Consider the following 19,807-nt stretch of genomic DNA (forward strand, 5'->3'; position numbering starts at 1 on the left):
TCTCGTTTTAAAAGTTCGGGAGGACTTCAGTGTCAAAATTCGCAGGAGTTATGATTATATTCTTACTCTGTAGCAACCTACGGGCAGCTGAAACAGTCACGTTACTTGCAGGAGAGTCTTTCCCACCTTTGATGTGGGAAGATAATGGCGTTGCTAAGGGGATTGCCGTAGAGATCGGTAAGGCGATTCTAGTAAAAGCTGGTTACAACGTGATCGTTAAAACTTGTCCATGGAAGCGTTGCCAGGTGATTGCAAAAAATGAAGGTGCCTTCATTACTGGTTTTTCAAAAAACGATGAACGCTTAAAAAACTTCATTTACACTGACGCTATCATGTACGACGACCTCGTTATAGTCACAAAAAAAGGAAAGGAATTTGCTTTTGATGAGACTAAGGAATGTATAGGAAAAAGAATCGGTGCACAGCTTGGAGTGGGGTTTGGTCAAAAAAACCAGGGACTCAAAAAAGGCATGATTATCGAAACTGATTCTAACGATGTCTCTCGAGTAAGAAAAATAATGTACGGAAGAATTGATGGTGGATTTTTCTCCCTTGGGAAAGCAGGGATTGTCTACTCTGCCAAGTTGGCAGGTTATTCTATGGACAACTTTTCGATTCTTCCTGTTGTCGTTTCTAAAGATCCAAACTATTTAGCGACAGGGATAAGAACATCAAATGCGTCTGAGAAAATTAAAAAAATCAATGCTGCAATCAAAGTGCTTACTTATAATGGAACGATTGCGAAAGTGATGAAAACGACTTTTTAACAGACTTGTCCCAAGACAAATTGAGGAAGAAAGGTTAGTATCGACATCATGGAAAATAATGAACTTAAAATAACAGATTTAGAAATCGGAACGGGAATTATGCCCTCTAAAGGAGCGCTGGTTTTTGCTCATTACGAAGGTTTCTTAGAAGATGGAACAAAGTTTGATTCTTCAATTGATCGCGGAAAACCATTTCAATTTGTCTTTGGCACTGGCCGGGTTATCAAAGGATGGGATCAAGGTTTGGTTGGAATGAAAGTGGGTGGAAAACGTACGCTCTTTGTTCCGGCCCACTTGGCATATGGTGAAAGACAAATAGGACAATTCATTAGACCAAATTCTAATCTTCTTTTTCATATTGAATTATTAGAAGTGAGACCTAGAGAATAGTTATTTTTTTAGTTCACTATCAATTCCCGCCTGTGCACAAATCTCATCAATCGTTCCACTAGGCGCTCCACCAACACCTATCCCGCCAATTGGAATACCGGCCATTGTCAGAGGAATACCACCACCTAAAAGTAAAAATCCATCTATCTGCCCAAGGTTTTGAGCTTCTGGATTTGTTTGCGAAGCGATCAGCATTGCAGAGGTTTTATTTTTTGCCGATGCTGCAGTGTAGGCCTTTCTTCGGCTGGCATCGAGTGTGTGTGGGCCAGCGCCATCCATTCTAAAGACCGCCATTGAATACCCTGCAGAGTCAACTACGGTTGCTGAGACTTTATATCCCAGGCCTGAGCAATGAAGAGCAGCAAATTGGGCCATTCGGTGTGCTCTTTCTGAGGAGATGTCTTTGGCATAAGAATGAGGAAGGAAAAGTGTCTGTGCTAGAAAGATGTATCCAATCGTTTTGATCAAATTTGTTTTCATCGATGTTCTCCTGGTGATGCATGTAGATAGCGCTACATTTAAAAGTTTCCAACTTTTTTTAGAGCAATTCTCAGGCCAGTGTCGGGAAATTCGTGTAGCATCATAATGATAGATATTGAACCGTCCTTCTAAGAGAGTCACCATTGAAATCAATAAGTGTTTTTGAAATGATTAAAATAGGCATTGGCCCTTCCAGCTCACATACGATGGGCCCATGGAAAGCTGCTGAAATGTTTTTGAATTTGTTGAAAGACAAAAAAATACAGTTAGAAGATGTTTTAAAGGTAAATGTTTTTCTTTATGGTTCTCTGGCCAAAACAGGTATCGGGCATGGGACGGACATTGCGGTCTTAATGGGGCTTTCTGGTTATGATTATATCACCGTTGATACTGAAAAAATCCCCAGCATTATTGCAGAAATTAAAGTGACCAATAAGTTAAAGCTGGCAGGGCAAGTCGAAATTGATTTTGAGTATAAAAAGAATATCTTCTTTGAATATTCCACAACGCTGGATTTTCATCCTAATGGAATGATGTTTCAGGTTGAAACAAAGAGCGGCGAAAAATTTGAAGAAAAATATTATTCAGTTGGTGGTGGTTTTGTCGCCACGGAAGAAATAAATACCATCACTGAAAATGCCATCGTGACTCCCTATCCTTGCCATAAGGCCAAGTCGATCACTGACTATTGTAAAAAATTAAATCTCTCTGTTTCAGAGTTAATTTATGTCAACGAAGAGGCATGGCGCTCGCGCGCTGAGATTAGATCTGAGGCCTTGAACATTTGGCATGAAATTAAGCAGTGTATGTTCAGAGGCGTTTATAAAAGTGGGATTTTGCCTGGTGGACTCAATGTTAAAAGGCGTGCCGCTGAAATCAATGATCGTTTATTAAAAGGACAAAAATTTGATAATGTAGATGACTGGATTAGTGCGATTAAAAGTAGTGATAAGTCTTTTACGAGTATTACCAAATGGGTGAGTTGTTTTGCCTTGGCAGTTAATGAAGAGAATGCTTCTTTTGGAAGAATCGTCACGGCCCCAACTAACGGAGCGGCCGGAGTGATTCCAGCTGTCCTTATGTATGCCAATTGCTTCACTGAAAATTTTGATGATGACATGGTTGTGCGTTTTATTTTAACGGCCGGAGAAATTGGAACGATCTTTAAAAAGAACGCCACTATTTCAGCTGCCATGGGCGGATGTCAGGCCGAAATTGGTGTATCGAGTGCCATGGCCGCGGCAGCACTTACAGAATCTCTTAAAGGCTCTCCTGGACAAGTCTTAATGGGCGCAGAGATCGCGATGGAGCATCACTTGGGGATGACTTGTGATCCAATTGGTGGGTTAGTACAAATTCCTTGTATCGAGCGAAATAGCATGGGTGCCATGAAGGCCATCACTGCTTCAAGCATTGCGCTGGAGAGTGATCCGGAAAGTGCACGAGTGAGTCTCGATGATGTTATAAAATCTATGTGGGAAACTGCAAAGGACATGAATACCAAGTATAAAGAAACTTCAGAAGGCGGGCTTGCTACGAATATCACTGTGGGTCTCGCAGAATGCTGATAATTGGTTAAAAATTTGTTTCCATAATTCTTACAAAGTTTTCGATTATCCTGTGTTCATTAGGACGAGGAGGTTTTATGAAAACAAATGAGAGTTCCAAAGAAGTTCAATTAATATTCATTCTTTGCCGCCTGGCCATCAATCAGTTGCATGAACCGATTGCAACGGCCGGCCTTAAAAAGCTTTTTCTTAGTGAAGAATGGAAAAGATCTTCTTCTGAAGACAAACACAAACTTCTCAAAAAGCAATATATGAGAGACTACACTCTTGCCACAGAGGTGCAGAAAATGCAGATGGCGAAAACTCGAGACAGGATCGAAGGAGAGCTTGTTTATCTTTAAGACTGACCTTTTTACAGCAATGTAAGTGCAATTACTTTAGATGACTCAGAGACTAATTAGTGCTAAGGTCGCGTTTTAACCTAATTAGAGAATAAATAATGACGACAACTTTTAAAGAGTATCTTGCAAACGCATGGTCTACGCACGCAACTGACCCCAAAAAAATCGCTGATGAATTCAAATTAAATTTTAATCTGATGGACTCTGAAGACGACGTTATGTCGATGGCCGGTCTTATTGTTCATGTTTGTGGTGAGCATTTAGGAAGTTGGGAACAGGGAATTGAGTTACTTAAAAAATTAAAAAACAATGCTCCGATTAAAGACAAAGAACAAATGAAGCGATTTGTGGCGATCTTAAATCTTGGAAATAATCCTAATATTTCAATTGAAGAATTTTCACCGTCAGATCAAATTAGAATTTGTTCAGGGACATCTTCTGCCCTGGCCTCTCTTGGTGGATTAAAGAACGCTGAAAAACTATTTAGTAAAGCAGTTGAGCTTTCTGCCAATATCTCAAAAGAAGATCCGGCCCATAAAGCATTAGCAATTGCTGGAAATGGTATTGCAACAAGCTTAGAGGAAAAAGAATCGAGAAAACCTAATGAGGTTGATCTTATGATTCTTGCTGCACATACAGCGAGAAAACATTGGGAGATCGCTGGAACGTGGATGGAAGTTGAGAGAGCTGAGTATCGCTTGTCTCAGACTTACTTAAAAGCTGAACAACCTGTGAAAGCCCTTGAGCATGCTGAAAAGTGCCTGGGCATCATTAATGAAAATGGTGATGTTCCTTTAGAGCTCTTTTTTGCTTATGAAGCTCTAGTGCTAGCGAACAAAGCAACGAATAGTGAAATCGGTCAGAAGAGCTCTATTTATGGAATGGAGATGGCCTTTGATAAATTAAGCGAAGCAGACAGAAGCTGGTGCAAAGAAATTTTAGAAAAACTTTCTTAGATAAAAATTAAAATAAAAAAGGCCATCATAACGATGGCCTTTTTTTTATAAACTACAGTTTAATAAAATCGTCGGATCATTGGCCCCATACCATTTCCCCTCATAACACTTAGAAGTTTCGCCTTCGCAATTCTTAAATGTCTTCTTCAGGTAAGTACTATAACAGCCTTCACCAACAGGAGAGTCGTTTTTTGCCACGTCAGGGCATTGTTTAGCGGGAGCATTCACGGACTTTAACAAGTTGCTAATTTCATCTACCATTTCAACCGGCGCTTTTTTCAGTTGGTTGTTTTTGATAAGGACATCAGTGTTGGTTAAAGATGAACTGTTAACCATTTCTTTAGGAGTCAAAAATTTCAATCCCAGGCATGATCCCAAATCAGCAATCAAAGGAATCGCTCTGGTGTTAACTTCTTTTATGTCGTGAAAGAGGCTGACTTTCACTGGTTTGCCAGGCGAGCATAACTCTTCCATATTGGCCTTTACGTACTTTCTAAAAACATCTTCACTGGGCATTTTAAAAGGCAAGCTTGAATCGTTTGAATCATGATTCCAGCCAAGGTGAGAGAAATCATGTCCGGCAATTTGTTGAAGTGCAGGACTCATGCGACGGTATTCTTTTAGCTTCTCAGCGTATGTCGATCCTTTAAAGACCATCTTCTTATTGAGCTCCATGTCTGCAATTTCTTTTTGAGAAGGAGCGGCACCACGGCCGTAAGGAAATCGAAACAGACGATATTTTTGTTCCGAAAATTGTCCACCTGTCGCTCTATCTAAAAGTGTGACGCTTGTATTGATTTGTTTTTCTCTTTCACTGGCGCTGTATCCAGCTTCTTTGGTTCCAGTGATTCGCAAGTCGTAAGCATTGTGTTCATGGCCGTGACTGGCCACTGTGTGACCATTTTTTAATTCGCGTTTTAAAATCGCTTCTCGATCACCAACGCCAGGTTTGTTAGGAATAAGATTAGTCGTCGTTATGAAAAATGTGGCCTTGATATTTCTTTTATCAAGCTCATTTAAAATCACTCCGCTGGTTTTTTCATTAGGCCCATCATCGAAAGTCAGATGTGTGCTGATGCCTTCACAGTTAATGTTCTGTGCTCTTAATTCTTTTAAGAGATCATTGTACATGGGATCGTTGTTGAGTGATGAGCAGGTGTTGGCCTGTACGTTTGTTAGCGACAAGATCGCTAGAGCAGAAAGGGAAAAAAGGTTCAACATATTTTAGTTAGTTTGTAAGAGTTAATACCTCAACTAGCTTAACATAAAATAAAAAAGACCTTGAAGAAATTCAAGGCCTTTTTTTATAAGTAACTAATTTTAAAAATTAGAAAATATATTTTGGGCAAGTAAGTAGGTAGTTTGAACCTCTAGCATCTAATTCTAAAACTAGATCTTCATCAGATACTGATCCTTCAACTGTTTTTCTTCCAACAATTAAAGTTCCATTGTAGTTACCGTCAGCATTGAATACAGAAAGAGTGTATTTTTCTGTTTCAGCATTGAAGTAGTAACCAGGAATGTCTGCGTTTGGATTCTGAATCTCAATAAGGTTGATTTCAGTTCTTTCAGTAACGTTGTTTTTTGTGATGTCTAGGTGACAAACAGGTGCAGCGAAAATTTGAGAGCTAAAAGCAAGAGTAGCTAGAATCATAATCGTTTTCATAAAAACTCCTTTAGGTTGAATAAACGGAGATTACTACGCTTGCCAACATAAGAAAATTTAATTAAATATACAGAAACAATTTAATATATTTATTACATATGCAACAGAATGACCCTAATTTAAACCACTTAAGATACTTCCTGACTGCTGTGCAGCTAGGTAGCCACGCTAAGGCCGCGAAGTTTCACAGGGTGAGTCAACCCGCCATAAGTTTAGCTATAAATAAGCTTGAAGAGTCCTTTAACGTCACACTGGTTATGAACCTTAAAAATCGCTTCAAACTAACCCCGGAAGGAGAGAAATTAGTTTTAGAGGCCCCTCGTTTGATGAAGGCCCTGGAAGATTTAAGGGTGAGTCTTCAAAGTCAGACCGATACAATTTCCGGTGAGCTTAATCTTGCAAGTTCAATGGGAGTCGCTCCTTTTTATCTTATAAGTCCATTGAAAGATTTTACGAGTAAGTATGAGGATGTAAATTTTCATATCAATCTTGGCGATGTGAAATTTATTATTGATCAGATTCAAACGAATCAGGCAGAGCTTGGTGTGTTTATGGAAGATCAGACTAAGGTTCCTTTTACGAAGAGAATTCTTCACGAGGGAAATTTCGTTGCAATCACTTCTCGCGATTTTATCTATAATGATCAAAAGAAAATAAAAATTCTCATTACTAATGAGGCCCCTGGGATTCATGAATTTGAATCTATCGTAAAGAGAAAGATGAAAGAGAGATCTTTTCATTATCATACGGTAGAGAGCTGGGAGCTTATTGTTGAGATGGCCATGAATGGGTTAGGTGTAGGAATTATACCTGAGTTCATGGTTGGTAAGTGCTTAGTTCAACCCGAGTTAACTGAGGCCATCAAAACCATGAACTATAAAATCGCCGTTGTTCACAAAGGTGAGCACCAGCTCTCTAAAGAGGCCAAACTTTTTTTAGACTCTCTTAATTAAGTAAGAAACTGTCTCACCTGATCAGAACTCATCGCTCCGCTTTGGCGTTTCACTTCTTTTCCATTCTTAAATAAAATCGTGCAAGGGATACCACGTATACCAAACTCCGCTGAGAGTTGTTGTTCAACTTCTGTATTGATTTTAACAAACACAGTGTTTTGGTTTTGTATGGATGCCTTCTGATATTCGGGAGCATACGAACGACATGGCCCACACCAGCTGGCCCAGAAATCCACAATCACTGAACCTTCGGCCATGCTTAAGATCTTTCTGAAATTTTGGGTGTTCACATCTGAGACAAGACCGTGCATTGAGAGATCTGATCCGCATTTTCCACAAACAGGGGCCTTTTCAATCGCTTTTTCGGTAGAGAGTTTATTAAGTGCATTGCATTTCGGACATTGAGAAAAAGTTTTGCTCATAGATTCCTCCTGACTATCTCAATTTTATCAAAAGAGACGAGAAAGTCCTATAAAATTTAAATACAATCTATTATTGTCTGCCTGTCTAAAAATAAGCCTTCTGTGATTCTTATATCACGAAATATTTGCCAGGCACTTACGATTTCGCTCTGACTGCCTGGTGTTTTTTAACTGACGTCTTGCCTGCGAACTGACCAGATAAATCCATCAAACCAAAAATGCATAATCGACGTGAGTAACCAGAAGGCCGCAACCCATCTGATAATCTCGCTGGGATTTTCTTCTTGTTGAGTGAACTGACGAAGGCCTGCAAAAATAAAAACCATTGGGATAATTAAAGCGAAGTAGATAAGCACTCCGATTTTAATGTTCTTTTCTTTGGACTGATCTTTTTTGATCGCGATCTTCGCAAGGTTTGATCTCTCACTGACTAACACGATAAAGATGTATTGAATGGCGTGATAGATATTCCCGAAGAAAACTCCATCGGCAATTGTATATTTAGAAGCAATGATAATTGTTGTCGCACCAGTGACTGCAAATAAAGCGAACTTTGCTTTGGAGTATTGATAACCATTATTGATAAGTTTTCTATAAGAGACGATATAAAAAATTGTGTAGAAGACAGCAAAAGCTATTAGTGGAATGCGAAGCCAGGTAATAAAACTTCCATACTGCTTAACAATCATCAGTGGCATTTCTAAGTATTCAACTAAGGCACCATCTAATTGTGAGTCCGGTAAGTAAGTCAGAAGGACAAGGTTAGGAAGAAGACCTACAACAAAGGCCATGCCCATATCAAGCTTGCGGCCAGCTAGGGGATCATTGCCCATCTTTCCGTCATAGATTCTACCGAAACCAAACGTCTGCATTAATGAATGCCATTCATCCCAATAAGCGCCTAAGACACCCATTAAAATAAAAAGCACTGGAGAAGCACACATGGCGATTAAAAGAATAAGAGGAACAAGTGTGAAGCGGTATTTGTAGCGCTTGAAAACATCAGCGTTCAAATGGCTTCTGGTAAAAACTAAAAGCACATGAGCGTGAGTTAAAACGGAAGCAGCAATCGCAAACCATACAGGAGTCAGGCTGCTATAAATAAAATTATCAGTACGAGGAGCGCAGACAGTCGCCACGACAATCAAGGCGATAAGCGGACAGAGTATAATCCAGGTAAGGTCAGAGGCCTTACTGTTGATATACCAGTTCTTTTTGGTTTGGGCCGGTTCAGTCATCTCTAAATTCTAAGACAAAACCAGATTAAATCAAATGCGGTTGAGCTTTTTGCCTGATACTAAACGGCAATGAACTTTGCACCCAAAACCATAAGCCCGAAAAATGTGGCAGAGTAGACTGGATAGATTTTTTGACCTTTTTCATTTCCGTGAAATTTACCAGCGAGGAAGTGACCAACAGCGCCTGAGAGACCGCCAGCAACAGCGCCGATCATAAGGTTATTCATTTTTTCATCCTGAAAAAAAAGTTAGTAAAGAGACTTCAGGATAGAGGAAATGAACCCCAGTTTAAAGGGGGAAAATAAAATTTAAGATCGATAGATTTTGTCGGTGACTAAAGGCCCCCTATACCCGAGCAAATAATATGCTGTAAGAACCCACTTCGCTCCTATAACTACCAGTATTCTGGTGGCGTTCTCCAATGAGAACAACTCATTCCCTTTGACGATTGGAGAACCGATGCGATATGAGAGACAAAAAATGAAAAAGGGGTTTTTATGAAGTTACTAATTGGTTTAATCGGTTTGTTGGCAGTTGCATCTACTCAGGCAGCTGAACTAAAAATTCAAAAAGTAAAAGCGATCGGGGACTTTGGACACAAAGTTGTTTTCCAAAGCACTGACGTAAAGCTTATTAAAAAATCAAATATCGTGACTGGTAAAATTGTCGCTCAATGGGGACTACACGTTTACGAAGTCGCAGACGCTTACTACACATGTTCTGCAAAAAATCTTTGCAAGCTTTCTAGCTACAGCACAATTGGTATGTATGAGTCTTGTTCTGTAAAAAATAAAACAGCAGTTTGTTTCAATAAAATCTCAGGGCCATCAGAACTATCTGACTCTCGCGATGTAGTGATCACTGAAAACCCAGACTACGCAGGATCAGAATTTGGAAACAACAATTCTGCTTACGACTACAACTCAGAATTCCCAGCTCGTATTGTTGATGAATTCTCTGACGTATTTTAGTGCTTAAAATTTACTTAGCTCTTTTCATATTAAGCTTTCTTCAACTAGCGTCTGCCGAGACGCTGGTTGGGAGAGTCTTAAGCCTCCACGATGGTGATACAATCACTGTTCAGTTTGAATCCCAATCTAAAAAAGAAAAAGTCCGCCTGCTTGGTGTAGACACTCCCGAAGTTGATTTCAACGGAAAATCCCAAGGGGAAGTCGCTGAGATGGCCCGCAGTTATTTAAAATCTCTGTTGCCTGTTAATTCGACTATCCAGGTTGAACTTCCAAAAAACGGCCTTGACTCTAATGGACGTTACCTGGGAAAAATTCTCTATAACGGCGTTGATATCAATCTTGAAATGCTGAAGGCCGGAATGGGCGCCGTGTATTTCATTTATCCTTATGATAAAAAAACTGCCATCGAATACATGAGTGTTTCTGAAACAGCAGCGCAAAATGGTTTGGGAATTTTTTCTGAAAAATTTAAGTCAGCTCCACTTGGTTATATGTTCAGACAAATGACGAAAGGAGTTCCTGGAACAAATTTCGTTGCTGACTTTGAAACTAAAAAACTCTATTCATCAAAAGACATCGAATTAGTGCCACATTATCACCGAGTGTTTTTCTCTTTAGAGGAGACGGCCCTTATACATGGTTTTAATTGGTAGAACTTTCGTTTTAGAAGGTGGCATAATAATCATATGCCAATCAAACCAAATACAAAATACTCTGTCATCGATTTGGAAACTACTGGAAGCAATGCTTTCGGACAAAAGATTATTGAAATTGGAATCATCAATTACGATGGTGAAAAAATCGAAGAAGTTTACAGCACTCTCATTAATCCCGAAAAATATATCAGTCACGGAATCACGATGATCACCGGAATCACCAATGAGATGATTGCTGATGCTCCGAAGTTTTATGAAGTGGCCAAGAAGATTGTCGAGATGACTGAAGGCCGTGTGTTTGTCGCTCACAATGTCTTTTTTGATTACCGCTTTTTACAACGTGAGTTCCAGGAATTAGGTTACGTTTATAAGCGCGATGTTTTTTGCACCTGTAAAACCTCTAGAAGCGTTTTTCCGGGCCTTTCTTCTTACTCCCTACAAAATCTATGCACAGAATTTAGCATCCCCAGAAAGGCCGCTCACCGCGCTTTATCTGATGCCGAAGATGCGCTGGAGCTTTTTAAGATGATTTCAAGTAAATCAGAAATAAAAACCTTGAGAGAGGAAATGGATCACTTGATTCCGGCCCAGTTGAAAGATTTTGATTTTGAGAATTTTCCGGAAACTCCTGGGCTTTATTTTATGTACGATAAAGATAGTGCACTTCTATATGTCGGTAAGAGTAAAAATATCCGTGGACGGCTTAAACAGCACTTTAAGCAGTTTCAGGGGATGATGCGAGAACAGCAGTTAAAATCGCGGGTGGAGCGTGTGGAGTATTTAGAATGCTTTCACGATTTACCGACGACGCTCCTGGAGCTTCATTATATAAAAACCATGAGGCCTTACTTCAATCGGGTGGGAACCAGAAAAAACTTTCGTTATGGAATCATTTTAAATCACCCTTCCAAATGTCATGCCCCAGGTGATGAAATTAAAATCACTAAAAGTGTTGAAGATGTCCCTTTAGTTTATTCATACGGATCTAAAAGGGGAGCAATCAGAGCAAAAGAGATGATCTACGCAAAAGTTTTTGGATTGGTTTTCACCGATTTAAATTTTGCTGATCAGATCAATAATTATAAAAGAGTTTTAGGTGAAGATCTGTTTTATAAAAAAATCAGCGATCACTACGAAGAAAAACTTCAGGTGCTTCCTGATACTATTTTTGAAAAAAGAAACTGGAGTCTTATGATTGAAGACAATTCACTTAAAAGTATTTGGGTGAAAAATGTTGGAGTGGTGACGATTGAAGAGACGCCGGATATGAGAGCGCTTCTTTTACCTTTACTTAAAAAGACATTTAAGAAATTACATATCTCAAGTCAGGTTGAGATGATGCATGCTGAAATTCACTGAATGAAATTTTAGTTAAACGCGATTACTGTGCTTTGCAACCGTATCAATGAGTTCATTCACATCCATAGGCTTTCTGATTTTTGTTACATTGCTTGGCATGTTTTTTAAGTCTTCTTTTGGACTTCCTTTTGCCGTTGCTATAATCACTGGAATTTTTGCTAAGTCATTTGGATGGTCTACTTGAAGGCGCTCTAGCACTTGAAGGCCAGTCATCACCGGCATCATAAGATCCAGGATAATACAGTCTGGACGATCTTTTTCTTCACATGCAATTAAATAATCAAGACCAATTTTTCCATTTTCTGCAGTCGCAGTCACGTAACCTTCTTCATTTAAGATTTCAGCAATCAGTTCTCTGATATCGATGTCGTCTTCAATGATTAAAATTTTCTTTGATGCAGGAGTATTCATGTATGTCCTCTAAAAAATACAATAGGGTACTTTACTATTTCGATGAGCGAATAACAATGAATATCATTTGACTCTAAGAGTCTCTTGGGATTAAGGAATGCGTTAGAAGACCGTCTTTAGGTAATGAATTAAAGTTTTAGAAGACTTAAAGCATTTTGGTGAAAATCAATTTGAGCAGGAAGATATTGATGCTCTTTTTTTATTGGGCAACACAGTCTTCCTCGCGCGATATCTGAAGTTGTGAGGCAAGGTTTTTCTAAGCACGTCTCGCATGGTGATGATATTTTATCTAGTGCAGTGTCCGGAATATCTTTTGATGTGAGAAAAACTCCACGAAAAGCAAACCATAATCCAAATTCAGAATGAATATCCAGGCCGATGGGAGATTGAGTGCAAAGATTTAAAGCGCGGCCAAGTTTTTGAAGAGGCAATGTATAACTGTAGTTCGGATAAAGAACTTCGATTTTATCTTCTAAAATCTTTTCTGCGAATTCTTGCATTTTATTTTCAACATAAAGATCAAATGGGTGAGTGCTGGTATCTAAGGGATGAGGGAGTTTTTCCCAAAGTGCTTTTCCACCATTTCCAATCAGGCACAATGTTTTATTTTTTTGTTCGTCGGAAAAAGGAAATAAATCTTCAGGAAGTGAACTGACTTTTGTACTCAAAAAAATATTGAGACCAGACTCACTTAGAGATTGAATTCCCTGTGTGAGTTTCATGGAGTAAAGAAGCGCTCTTGCATTTCAGTCAGACCTACATCTTCTAAAAGACCTGAGAGTTTTAAAGCAGCTTTTTTCTTGTTTGTATCCGGATTGTACTTGGCGATGATTAATTCATTTTTCATCGAATGCTCCCAACCAACAAGTTCTGTCACAGTCACTTGGTAACCGTGAGCTTCCAGTTGCAGGCAGCGAAGAACGTTTGTCAGCTGACTTCCAAATTCTCTGGTGTGTAGAGGATGGCGCCAGATTTCACTTAGTGAATTTGAGTTAGGTGTTTTATTTTTTCTAAGAATACTTGCCACTTCGGCCTGGCAGCATGGAACGATGACCATGTACTTGCTCTTTTTTTGCAGACCAAATTTAATGGCATCATCTGTGGCCGTGTTACAGGCGTGAAGAGCTGTGACCATATCGATAGTTTCAGGAAGACTCTTGTCTGTCATCGAAGCTTCAACTGAGAGATTTAAAAAATGCATTCTTTCAAATTTACAATCGCGCGCAAGTTCGGTGGTTTTTTTAACCAGGTCATCGCGAGTTTCAATTCCGTAAATTTTTCCTGCACCTAATTCTTTAAAAAATAGATCGTAAAGAATAAAACCTAAATAGGATTTTCCCGCACCGTGATCGACGACAGAAAAATCAGCTTTCTCTTCGCTCAATGTTTTAAGCAGAGGCTCAATAAAGTTATACAGGTGATACACCTGCTTTAATTTTCTGCGGCTGTCTTGATTTAATTTCCCATCGCGAGTTAGGATGTGAAGTTCTTGAAGAAGCTTAATGGATTGGTTTGGTCTGATCTCAGTCATAGGGGGAAGATAGGCAAATTAGGGCAAATTGTATAGGTGAGGGACGAAAAAAGCCTCGCTCAGTGAACTTTTTTCATTGTTCACTGGGCGATAGGGACCTTTTAGTGACCTAACTTTTGAGACTTTAACTTGAAAGGAACCTTGGTTTCACCTTCACCTACGCTGTAAGAGTTCCATGTGTGAGGAACCTGAGCGTGTGTTGATGATGAAAAAACTGCTATGGCCATAAGACCTGCTAGAAGTGCAAGACCTCCCAGAATCATTTTATCTTTTGTTAGATCGATCGCTTGTGCTTTTGCTGTAGGACGTTTCATAAATCTCCTCGTTCAATTCCTTTAAAAGGACCTCCCAATTATCTGCCTATTATGGACTGCAGGGTATTCGATAATATCAATGGCATCATTCGTATTAACGATGAGTAAACGAAATCTCCTTAAATGATCAGGTATTTTATGGGCAAATATTACTGCACAGATCCCTGCAGGATTTTCCTCTTCAGGATTGAAATAAAATCTGCCGATAAAATGAATTATGAAAAATTCATTCTACACAGGCCTTTTTGTCGGTTTATTCCTCTTGTTGTCTCAATTGGCCCAGGCGGCCAGTTTTCGCGACTACTCTTATCTGGACCCGGATAAAGTTGTTCCGGCGAAACTTCTGCAGGAAGCTGTGGCCTATTACGATGCCAATTTAGATAAAATTGAAAATCAGCGTGTGATGGGTGTGATTGATTACAAACAACACAATTCAAAAGAGCGTTTTTATATTATTGATATGGAGTCTGGAAGAGTTGAGAGATACCTGACTGCTCATGGGAAAAACTCTGATCCTGATTTTGATGGATACGCGACAAAGTTTTCCAATGTTCCCGATTCAAATACAACATCCCTTGGATTTTTTCTAACCGCAGAAACTTATTACGGTAAAAATGGTTATTCGCTACGACTTGATGGCCTATCGAGTACAAATTCAAATGCTAGAGAGCGTGCGATTGTGATTCACGGAGCAGACTATGTCACTCCAGGGCCAAAGATTGGAAGAAGTTATGGATGCCCGGCCGTCGAAATGCGCTACCATCAGGAATTGATCGATCAGATAAAGGGCGGTGCCCTTCTTTATGCAGGACTTGGTCTCTGATTCGTTTTTCTTAAAGCGATTAAATTTCCAGCAAAACACAAGACTATTCCAAGGAAGAGTTGTGGAGTGAAAGTGATGTTTTCAAACATAGATGAAATCAGCATGGCGATAACCGGATTGATGATGCTGGTGTAGGCCGCGCGGTCAGCTCCAATCGTTCCTACTAATGTTTGGTAAGCATAAAAAGCGATAACAGTTCCAAAAATACTTAAATACCCCAGCGAGAAAAGAAATGAGGGAGTTGTTGGAAAAGCAAAGCTCTCACCCATAAAGAGCCCTAAAATCAAACTGAACAAGGCCCCATAAAGCATTCCGTAAGCATTAAAAGTCATGACAGGAATTTTTAATTGGTGATTTCTGTAAGCAAACATATTTCCAATTGAAGCAAAAAATGTCGCGACAATACCAATGATGATTCCGAAAATTGTTGCCTGATCAGCGTTGAAATTCGCTATTTCTTTCCAGAATAAACAAATCATTCCCAGGAAACCTAAGGTCGCCCCGTAGATAATATTTCTGGTGATTTCTTTTTTATAAAAAATTCTCATCCCGAACATGTTGAAGTAAATGAGTGTGGAAAAAGTCACGGCCACCAGGCCTGAGCTGATTGATTTTTCAGAAATATAAGTCAGGATGTAGTTTAAGCAAAAGTTAAATAATCCCTGAAGAATGAAAAACTTGTGATTTTCCCACGGGAATTTCAAATTCTTTTTGATGAAAATGACATTAATCAAAAACATGATGATGGCCGCAATTAAGAAGCGGTAGAAAACGCCAACAACGGCCGTTGTTGAATCAACTTGAAACTTTATGGCAAACCAAGTCGTTCCCCAGATAAGTGAGCAAATGGAGAATAAAAACATGTTTCTAGAGTTCATTTTAATATTTTTCTCTGATAGGATAATCGACAATACTATATTAACTCAAAGGTGATTTATGTCATTACTAATAACATTAATTCTTTCGCTTTCATCATTCTCGTTTGCTGACGTTCCCGTGGCCCCGATGACGTTTCCTGCGGCAGGTGTAAAGACAGTTAATATTTCTGTACCCAAAGGAAAGATTTCGTTATCGAGTTCTAAAAATCAAAAAGACATCAGCGTAACTGTTGTTGGCCCGAAAAAAGATGACGGAAAAAAATGTATTAAAAGTGTCGGACTAGAGAATGCAGAATTCTTCGTGAAAATCTCAAGTGAAAATATTTTATTTGAAAAAGCAGATTGTGACTTCGACGTGACTGTTGTGATGCCGATGACAGCGAGCTTTGATATGGATATTTCAAGTGGAAGCGCACAAGTGACAATAAAAGAACTTAACGGTGCGATCAATTTGAAAACGGCAACGGGAGATGTTTTTGTTCAAGGTGATGTTTTAAAAAATGTGACAGCAAAAACGGCAACGGGTGCTTTGAATTTTTCTTATAAAACTTGTAATGCCAGAGCAGATCTTGATTTTATGAGTGCGACGGGAAAAACGTCTATAAAGCTTCCAGCAAGCTGTAAAATCCGTGTAGACTATAAGAGTGCGACAGGTAAATTGTTTAATGCAATCGGGGAATCGAAAGATTACCAGGTATTAATCAACGCTAAGAGTGCTAGCGGAGATTTAACGGTTAATAAATATTAAGAAATAAAGTCTGTCTAAACGGAGTCTCATCCCCAAAAGGAGAGATATTGGTTAAACTTTAAAGATGAAGAGTTTGTTCACATTAGAAGTAAATCAGAAAGTACTAAGGGTTGCGGCCTATTATAGCGTCCTGTGGGGTTTTATTATTACTCTTTTACCAAGAGTGATTCTGAATTTCTTTCACGTAGATACGCTTTTGGTCATCGAGTTCTGGCAGTTCTTCGGAATGATTGTTGGTGTTTCGGGGATTGGTTATTTCATCGCGAGTTTTGATCCAGGCAAGCATTGGCCGACCGTGTTTATCGGTTTTCTTGGCAACCTGATGGCGACATTTGTTTTCGCCAAGGCCCTGACAACCGGCCATCTACCACCATTATTTTCAATTCTTCTTTTGATCAGTACAGCGATTTGGATTATTCCATTTTATTATATTCTTCAATCGGCCTATGAAGAAAACACGATGGAGGAAAGCCCTCCAAAGCAATTCCATGACCTGCTTAAATTTGTCCGCACTTCACAAAACAAAACACTCGCTGATTTATCAGCTCAGAATAATGTTCTTTTGGTTTTTGTCCGCCATTTTGGTTGTACTTTCTGCCGTGAAACCGTCTCTGAGATGGCCAAAATTGATAGGGCCATCACTGGAAGAAAGCTCACTTTAGTTTTTGTTCACATGAGTGATCCTTCATATGGCGATGAGTTTTTCTCAAAGTACTACGACCATCCGGTTCATCATATTTCGGATCCAGGACGCAATCTCTACAAAAGCCTAAATCTAAAACGTGGAAGCCTTTATCAACTTCTAGGGCCTATGACTTGGGTTCGCGGAGTTTATGCCGGAATTTTTAAAGGACATGGATTAGGAGAATTTGAGGGCGATACTATGCAACTTGGGGGAGTTTTTATTCTTTCAAATGGCCAGATTATCTTTGAACAGAAGGCCAATTGTGCCTCTGACCTGTTCCATTTTAACACACTTCCAGAATTATAGGTCTACGTGCTATAATAATTGAAGCTTTCTCGTATTCTAGAGAGCATCAATCCAAGGGAGTCATGTAGATGTGCGGTTTTATCGTAATCGAAGGTGAGTTTGATTCGCAATTTGAGTCTAAAACAATCGGTCCTTTTAAAAATCTCTACAATAAATTGACTCACAGAGGACCTGACGACCACAAAGTCGTACCTTTTGCTAAAGGTGTAATTGGTTTTCACCGCCTGGCGATTATGGATTTATCTCCGCAAGGAGCTCAACCATTTAAGTCTGAGACTCAAAATTTATTAGTGTGTAACGGTGAAATTTACAATTACCCACAATTAAAAACAGAGTGCACTCATCACAATTTTATTTCTCATTCAGACTGTGAAGTTTTACTTCCACTATATGAAAAGCATGGAATTAAAGACATGGTTTCAAAGCTGGATGCTGAATACGCTTTAGTTATCTGGGACGCCAAACTTGGAAAACTTTTAGCGGCCCGCGATCCAATGGGAATTCGTCCGCTATTTTATGGCAAGACGAAAGAAGGCGGAATGTGTTTTGCTTCTGAAGTTAAAGCTCTTCACGATGTCTGTGAAGTGATTATACCATTTCCTCCAGGGCATTATTACGACGGTGAGAAAATACTTTCTTACCTGGATCTTTCGGTAGTTAAAAAATTCCACAATGACTCTCAAGAGCAAGTACTAAAAGGAATCAATCAAAAACTACGCCTGGCCGTTGATAAACGTTTACAGTCAGACGCCGAGATTGGATTTTTATTAAGTGGCGGACTGGACTCAAGTCTGGTGTGTGCTCTTGCTCAAAAGATTAGTAAAAAACCAATCAGGACTTTTTCAATCGGTATGACCGACGATGCGATTGATTCAAAATACGCTAAAGATGTGGCCGATTATATCGGATCAGTTCATACGAACGTGTCGATGACAGTTCAAGATGTCATGAACGCTCTTCGCGTTGTGGTTTATCATTTAGAAACATGGGACATCACAACTGTTAGAGCTTCCATTGGAATGTATCTAGTGTGTAAACACATCGGTGAAAAAACCAACATCAAAGTTTTATTAAGTGGTGAAGTGAGTGATGAACTCTTCGGTTACAAATACACCGACTTTGCACCAACACCAGAAGAGTTTCAAAAAGAAGCAGCAAAAAGAATTCACGAGCTTTATATCTACGATGTTCTAAGAGCTGATAGATGTATTTCAGCGCACTCATTAGAAGCGCGCGTGCCGTTTTCAGATCAGGACTTCGTTGAATACGTGATGGCCATCGACCCTAAACTAAAAATGAATACAACGGGAATGGGGAAGTTTCTTTTAAGAGAATCTTTCAAAGCAGGAGAGGGAGAAGAAAAACTTCTACCGGATCACATCCTTTGGAGAGACAAAGCGGCCTTCTCAGACGCTGTCGGTCACAGTATGGTGGATGAGCTTAAATCGTTCGCTGAAAAGAAATACACAGATGATGACGTGAAAAACGCTCACCTAAAATATCCGTACAAAACGCCGTTTACGAAAGAGTCTTTAATGTATCGAGAGATCTTTGAAGAGTTCTATCCAGGACGAGCGGAGCTAATTAAAGACTATTGGCTCCCAAATCAAACATGGGACAACTGCAAAGTTACAGATCCATCTGCCCGTGTTCTTCCCAATTATGGTGCCAGTGGAAAATAAATCTTACACGACAGTTTTTGATAATGAGCATTTTATCGTAGTTGATAAACAAGCGATGATCTTAAGTGTTCCAGGACGCCAGGGCGAAGACGATGACCGTCCAGTACTTGGGCGTATACTTGAAAAAGATTTAGGCATCACCATCTATCCAGTCCATCGCCTTGATTTTGAAGTGCAAGGTCTCATCATGTTCGCCAAAACTCCTGCCGCTCACAAAGCTGGGAACGCTTGGTTTGAGAAAAAAGAAGTTTTTAAAACTTATACTGCCAAAACATTTCCACTTCCAGAGGCCGAGCCCCTAAACTTAAAAACAGGCGAGCCTTACATCTGGAAGGCCAAACTTCTGCGCGGGAAAAAGCGCGCCTACATCTCTCCACATGGGAAAGACAGCGTGACTCACGCTAAAATTGTTAAAGTTGAAAACGGGATTTTTCATTGGGAAATGAACCCAGTAACCGGGCGCTCTCATCAACTTCGTTTCGAACTCTTCCGCCATGGCCATCCCATTTTAGGAGATGTTCTTTATTCTTCGGACGCTCCGTTTAGTGAACCGGGGATTGCTCTTCGAGCTTTCAAAATCGATTTCACGAAGACGTTGAACTCCAAAAATTTTTCCCTACCAGACATTTTAGAAATCAGGCAATTTTAATTTTCAAAATTTT

25 protein-coding genes are annotated in these 19,807 nt (G+C 39.6%); 14 read left to right on the forward strand and 11 right to left on the reverse strand.

The features are described from left to right. The first annotated feature begins 50 nt into the window (after positions 1–50). Positions 51–767 carry a substrate-binding periplasmic protein gene (locus SHI21_RS18195; protein ID WP_323578461.1) on the forward strand — a complete coding sequence of 239 codons (717 nt, stop codon included), beginning with the start codon at positions 51–53 and terminating at the stop codon, positions 765–767. A gap of 48 nt (positions 768–815) precedes the next feature. After that, positions 816–1,157, forward strand: coding sequence for an FKBP-type peptidyl-prolyl cis-trans isomerase (locus SHI21_RS18200; protein WP_323578462.1), 342 nt, complete (start codon positions 816–818; stop codon positions 1,155–1,157). Here SHI21_RS18200 and SHI21_RS18205 read toward each other — a convergent pair whose 3' ends face one another. Then, the gene (locus SHI21_RS18205; protein WP_323578464.1) at positions 1,158–1,637 is read right to left on the reverse strand and encodes a GlcG/HbpS family heme-binding protein; all 480 of its coding nucleotides are present in this window, start codon (positions 1,635–1,637) and stop codon (positions 1,158–1,160) included. It abuts the gene before it with no gap. A gap of 143 nt (positions 1,638–1,780) precedes the next feature. Here SHI21_RS18205 and SHI21_RS18210 point away from each other — a divergent pair, with 143 nt between their 5' ends. From SHI21_RS18210 to SHI21_RS18220, 3 genes are all read left to right on the forward strand, one after another. Then, positions 1,781–3,205, forward strand: coding sequence for an L-serine ammonia-lyase (locus SHI21_RS18210; RefSeq protein ID WP_323578466.1), 1,425 nt, complete (start codon positions 1,781–1,783; stop codon positions 3,203–3,205). A gap of 77 nt (positions 3,206–3,282) precedes the next feature. Continuing rightward, positions 3,283–3,546, forward strand: a complete 264-nt coding sequence (locus SHI21_RS18215; protein WP_323578467.1) for a hypothetical protein — start codon at positions 3,283–3,285, stop codon at positions 3,544–3,546. Positions 3,547–3,644: 98 nt separating this feature from the next. Then, the gene (locus SHI21_RS18220; RefSeq protein WP_323578469.1) at positions 3,645–4,502 is read left to right on the forward strand and encodes a hypothetical protein; all 858 of its coding nucleotides are present in this window, start codon (positions 3,645–3,647) and stop codon (positions 4,500–4,502) included. Positions 4,503–4,547: 45 nt separating this feature from the next. Here the strand turns inward: SHI21_RS18220 and SHI21_RS18225 are convergent, their stop codons facing one another. Beyond that, positions 4,548–5,723 (reverse strand): polysaccharide deacetylase family protein, encoded by a 1,176-nt coding sequence (locus SHI21_RS18225; RefSeq protein WP_323578470.1) that lies wholly within the window; start codon positions 5,721–5,723, stop codon positions 4,548–4,550. Between the two features lie 106 nt (positions 5,724–5,829). After that, positions 5,830–6,168 (reverse strand): hypothetical protein, encoded by a 339-nt coding sequence (locus SHI21_RS18230; RefSeq protein ID WP_323578472.1) that lies wholly within the window; start codon positions 6,166–6,168, stop codon positions 5,830–5,832. A gap of 98 nt (positions 6,169–6,266) precedes the next feature. Between SHI21_RS18230 and SHI21_RS18235 the strand changes: the two genes are divergently transcribed. Then, positions 6,267–7,121 (forward strand): LysR family transcriptional regulator, encoded by an 855-nt coding sequence (locus SHI21_RS18235; protein ID WP_323578473.1) that lies wholly within the window; start codon positions 6,267–6,269, stop codon positions 7,119–7,121. Here SHI21_RS18235 and trxC read toward each other — a convergent pair. The 3 genes from trxC to SHI21_RS18250 form a co-directional block, all read right to left on the reverse strand. After that, positions 7,118–7,543, reverse strand: coding sequence for a thioredoxin TrxC (gene trxC / locus SHI21_RS18240; protein ID WP_323578474.1), 426 nt, complete (start codon positions 7,541–7,543; stop codon positions 7,118–7,120). The genes SHI21_RS18235 and trxC overlap by 4 nt on opposite strands. 167 nt (positions 7,544–7,710) lie before the next feature. Next, entirely contained in the window at positions 7,711–8,781 is a 1,071-nt protein-coding gene (locus SHI21_RS18245; RefSeq protein ID WP_323578476.1) for a hypothetical protein, read from the reverse strand. 59 nt (positions 8,782–8,840) lie between these two features. Further along, positions 8,841–9,008, reverse strand: coding sequence for a hypothetical protein (locus SHI21_RS18250; RefSeq protein ID WP_323578478.1), 168 nt, complete (start codon positions 9,006–9,008; stop codon positions 8,841–8,843). Positions 9,009–9,278: 270 nt separating this feature from the next. Between SHI21_RS18250 and SHI21_RS18255 the strand changes: the two genes are divergently transcribed. Genes SHI21_RS18255 through SHI21_RS18265 form a run of 3 tightly spaced genes read left to right on the forward strand, consistent with a single transcriptional unit; the run spans position 9,279 to position 11,767 of the window. Beyond that, positions 9,279–9,752, forward strand: coding sequence for a hypothetical protein (locus SHI21_RS18255; RefSeq protein ID WP_323578479.1), 474 nt, complete (start codon positions 9,279–9,281; stop codon positions 9,750–9,752). Then, a complete protein-coding gene (locus SHI21_RS18260) occupies positions 9,752–10,405 on the forward strand; it encodes a thermonuclease family protein (RefSeq protein WP_323578480.1) in 654 nt (217 codons plus the stop codon). Before SHI21_RS18255 ends, SHI21_RS18260 begins: the two co-directional genes overlap by 1 nt. Positions 10,406–10,438: 33 nt before the next feature. Continuing rightward, positions 10,439–11,767, forward strand: coding sequence for an exonuclease domain-containing protein (locus tag SHI21_RS18265; RefSeq protein WP_323578481.1), 1,329 nt, complete (start codon positions 10,439–10,441; stop codon positions 11,765–11,767). A 12-nt stretch (positions 11,768–11,779) separates the two neighbouring features. On the opposite strand, the gene SHI21_RS18270 is transcribed toward SHI21_RS18265, so the two are convergent. The 4 genes from SHI21_RS18270 to SHI21_RS18285 all read right to left on the reverse strand — a co-directional run bounded on the left by SHI21_RS18270 (position 11,780) and on the right by SHI21_RS18285 (position 14,023). Continuing rightward, positions 11,780–12,178 (reverse strand): response regulator, encoded by a 399-nt coding sequence (locus SHI21_RS18270; RefSeq protein ID WP_323578483.1) that lies wholly within the window; start codon positions 12,176–12,178, stop codon positions 11,780–11,782. 128 nt (positions 12,179–12,306) lie between these two features. Beyond that, a complete protein-coding gene (locus SHI21_RS18275) occupies positions 12,307–12,900 on the reverse strand; it encodes a hypothetical protein (RefSeq protein ID WP_323578484.1) in 594 nt (197 codons plus the stop codon). After that, entirely contained in the window at positions 12,897–13,709 is an 813-nt protein-coding gene (locus SHI21_RS18280; protein ID WP_323578485.1) for a class I SAM-dependent methyltransferase, read from the reverse strand. Before SHI21_RS18280 ends, SHI21_RS18275 begins: the two co-directional genes overlap by 4 nt. 101 nt (positions 13,710–13,810) lie before the next feature. Beyond that, complete coding sequence (locus tag SHI21_RS18285; protein WP_323578486.1) at positions 13,811–14,023, reverse strand: hypothetical protein; 213 nt, start codon at positions 14,021–14,023, stop codon at positions 13,811–13,813. A 217-nt stretch (positions 14,024–14,240) separates the two neighbouring features. Here SHI21_RS18285 and SHI21_RS18290 point away from each other — a divergent pair, with 217 nt between their 5' ends. Further along, the gene (locus SHI21_RS18290) at positions 14,241–14,846 is read left to right on the forward strand and encodes a murein L,D-transpeptidase catalytic domain family protein (protein WP_323578487.1); all 606 of its coding nucleotides are present in this window, start codon (positions 14,241–14,243) and stop codon (positions 14,844–14,846) included. On the opposite strand, the gene SHI21_RS18295 is transcribed toward SHI21_RS18290, so the two are convergent. Then, on the reverse strand, positions 14,825–15,724 hold the full coding sequence (locus SHI21_RS18295; RefSeq protein WP_323578489.1) for a DMT family transporter: 900 nt from the start codon (positions 15,722–15,724) through the stop codon (positions 14,825–14,827). The two genes, SHI21_RS18290 and SHI21_RS18295, sit on opposite strands and share 22 nt — an antisense overlap. Before the next feature lie 58 nt (positions 15,725–15,782). On the opposite strand from SHI21_RS18295, the gene SHI21_RS18300 reads away from it, so the two are divergent. From SHI21_RS18300 to SHI21_RS18315, 4 genes are all read left to right on the forward strand, one after another. Then, on the forward strand, positions 15,783–16,472 hold the full coding sequence (locus SHI21_RS18300; RefSeq protein WP_323578491.1) for a DUF4097 family beta strand repeat-containing protein: 690 nt from the start codon (positions 15,783–15,785) through the stop codon (positions 16,470–16,472). 64 nt (positions 16,473–16,536) lie between these two features. Then, the gene (locus SHI21_RS18305) at positions 16,537–17,463 is read left to right on the forward strand and encodes a SelL-related redox protein (RefSeq protein WP_323578492.1); all 927 of its coding nucleotides are present in this window, start codon (positions 16,537–16,539) and stop codon (positions 17,461–17,463) included. A gap of 68 nt (positions 17,464–17,531) precedes the next feature. Further along, complete coding sequence (asnB, locus tag SHI21_RS18310; RefSeq protein WP_323578494.1) at positions 17,532–19,145, forward strand: asparagine synthase B; 1,614 nt, start codon at positions 17,532–17,534, stop codon at positions 19,143–19,145. Further along, complete coding sequence (locus tag SHI21_RS18315) at positions 19,135–19,794, forward strand: RluA family pseudouridine synthase (protein ID WP_323578496.1); 660 nt, start codon at positions 19,135–19,137, stop codon at positions 19,792–19,794. The genes asnB and SHI21_RS18315 overlap by 11 nt, the downstream gene beginning before the upstream one ends. The last annotated feature ends 13 nt before the right edge of the window (positions 19,795–19,807 follow it).

Origin of the sequence: Bacteriovorax sp. PP10, from assembly GCF_035013165.1 — a bacterium.
Taxonomy (GTDB): Bacteria; Bdellovibrionota; Bacteriovoracia; order Bacteriovoracales; family Bacteriovoracaceae; genus Bacteriovorax; species Bacteriovorax antarcticus.

What these genes read in the sequence shown, in the direction of transcription:
- SHI21_RS18195 (WP_323578461.1), top strand. Translation starts at nt 51, where the DNA reads ATGATTATATTCTTACTCTGTAGCAACCTACGGGCAGCTGAAACAGTC.
- SHI21_RS18200 (WP_323578462.1), top strand. Translation starts at nt 816, where the DNA reads ATGGAAAATAATGAACTTAAAATAACAGATTTAGAAATCGGAACGGGA.
- SHI21_RS18205 (WP_323578464.1), bottom strand. Translation starts at nt 1,637, where the DNA reads ATGAAAACAAATTTGATCAAAACGATTGGATACATCTTTCTAGCACAG.
- SHI21_RS18215 (WP_323578467.1), top strand. Translation starts at nt 3,283, where the DNA reads ATGAAAACAAATGAGAGTTCCAAAGAAGTTCAATTAATATTCATTCTT.
- SHI21_RS18220 (WP_323578469.1), top strand. Translation starts at nt 3,645, where the DNA reads ATGACGACAACTTTTAAAGAGTATCTTGCAAACGCATGGTCTACGCAC.
- SHI21_RS18225 (WP_323578470.1), bottom strand. Translation starts at nt 5,723, where the DNA reads ATGTTGAACCTTTTTTCCCTTTCTGCTCTAGCGATCTTGTCGCTAACA.
- SHI21_RS18230 (WP_323578472.1), bottom strand. Translation starts at nt 6,168, where the DNA reads ATGAAAACGATTATGATTCTAGCTACTCTTGCTTTTAGCTCTCAAATT.
- SHI21_RS18235 (WP_323578473.1), top strand. Translation starts at nt 6,267, where the DNA reads ATGCAACAGAATGACCCTAATTTAAACCACTTAAGATACTTCCTGACT.
- trxC (WP_323578474.1), bottom strand. Translation starts at nt 7,543, where the DNA reads ATGAGCAAAACTTTTTCTCAATGTCCGAAATGCAATGCACTTAATAAA.
- SHI21_RS18245 (WP_323578476.1), bottom strand. Translation starts at nt 8,781, where the DNA reads ATGACTGAACCGGCCCAAACCAAAAAGAACTGGTATATCAACAGTAAG.
- SHI21_RS18250 (WP_323578478.1), bottom strand. Translation starts at nt 9,008, where the DNA reads ATGAATAACCTTATGATCGGCGCTGTTGCTGGCGGTCTCTCAGGCGCT.
- SHI21_RS18255 (WP_323578479.1), top strand. Translation starts at nt 9,279, where the DNA reads ATGAAGTTACTAATTGGTTTAATCGGTTTGTTGGCAGTTGCATCTACT.
- SHI21_RS18265 (WP_323578481.1), top strand. Translation starts at nt 10,439, where the DNA reads ATGCCAATCAAACCAAATACAAAATACTCTGTCATCGATTTGGAAACT.
- SHI21_RS18270 (WP_323578483.1), bottom strand. Translation starts at nt 12,178, where the DNA reads ATGAATACTCCTGCATCAAAGAAAATTTTAATCATTGAAGACGACATC.
- SHI21_RS18275 (WP_323578484.1), bottom strand. Translation starts at nt 12,900, where the DNA reads ATGAAACTCACACAGGGAATTCAATCTCTAAGTGAGTCTGGTCTCAAT.
- SHI21_RS18280 (WP_323578485.1), bottom strand. Translation starts at nt 13,709, where the DNA reads ATGACTGAGATCAGACCAAACCAATCCATTAAGCTTCTTCAAGAACTT.
- SHI21_RS18285 (WP_323578486.1), bottom strand. Translation starts at nt 14,023, where the DNA reads ATGAAACGTCCTACAGCAAAAGCACAAGCGATCGATCTAACAAAAGAT.
- SHI21_RS18290 (WP_323578487.1), top strand. Translation starts at nt 14,241, where the DNA reads ATGAAAAATTCATTCTACACAGGCCTTTTTGTCGGTTTATTCCTCTTG.
- SHI21_RS18295 (WP_323578489.1), bottom strand. Translation starts at nt 15,724, where the DNA reads ATGAACTCTAGAAACATGTTTTTATTCTCCATTTGCTCACTTATCTGG.
- SHI21_RS18300 (WP_323578491.1), top strand. Translation starts at nt 15,783, where the DNA reads ATGTCATTACTAATAACATTAATTCTTTCGCTTTCATCATTCTCGTTT.
- SHI21_RS18305 (WP_323578492.1), top strand. Translation starts at nt 16,537, where the DNA reads ATGAAGAGTTTGTTCACATTAGAAGTAAATCAGAAAGTACTAAGGGTT.
- asnB (WP_323578494.1), top strand. Translation starts at nt 17,532, where the DNA reads ATGTGCGGTTTTATCGTAATCGAAGGTGAGTTTGATTCGCAATTTGAG.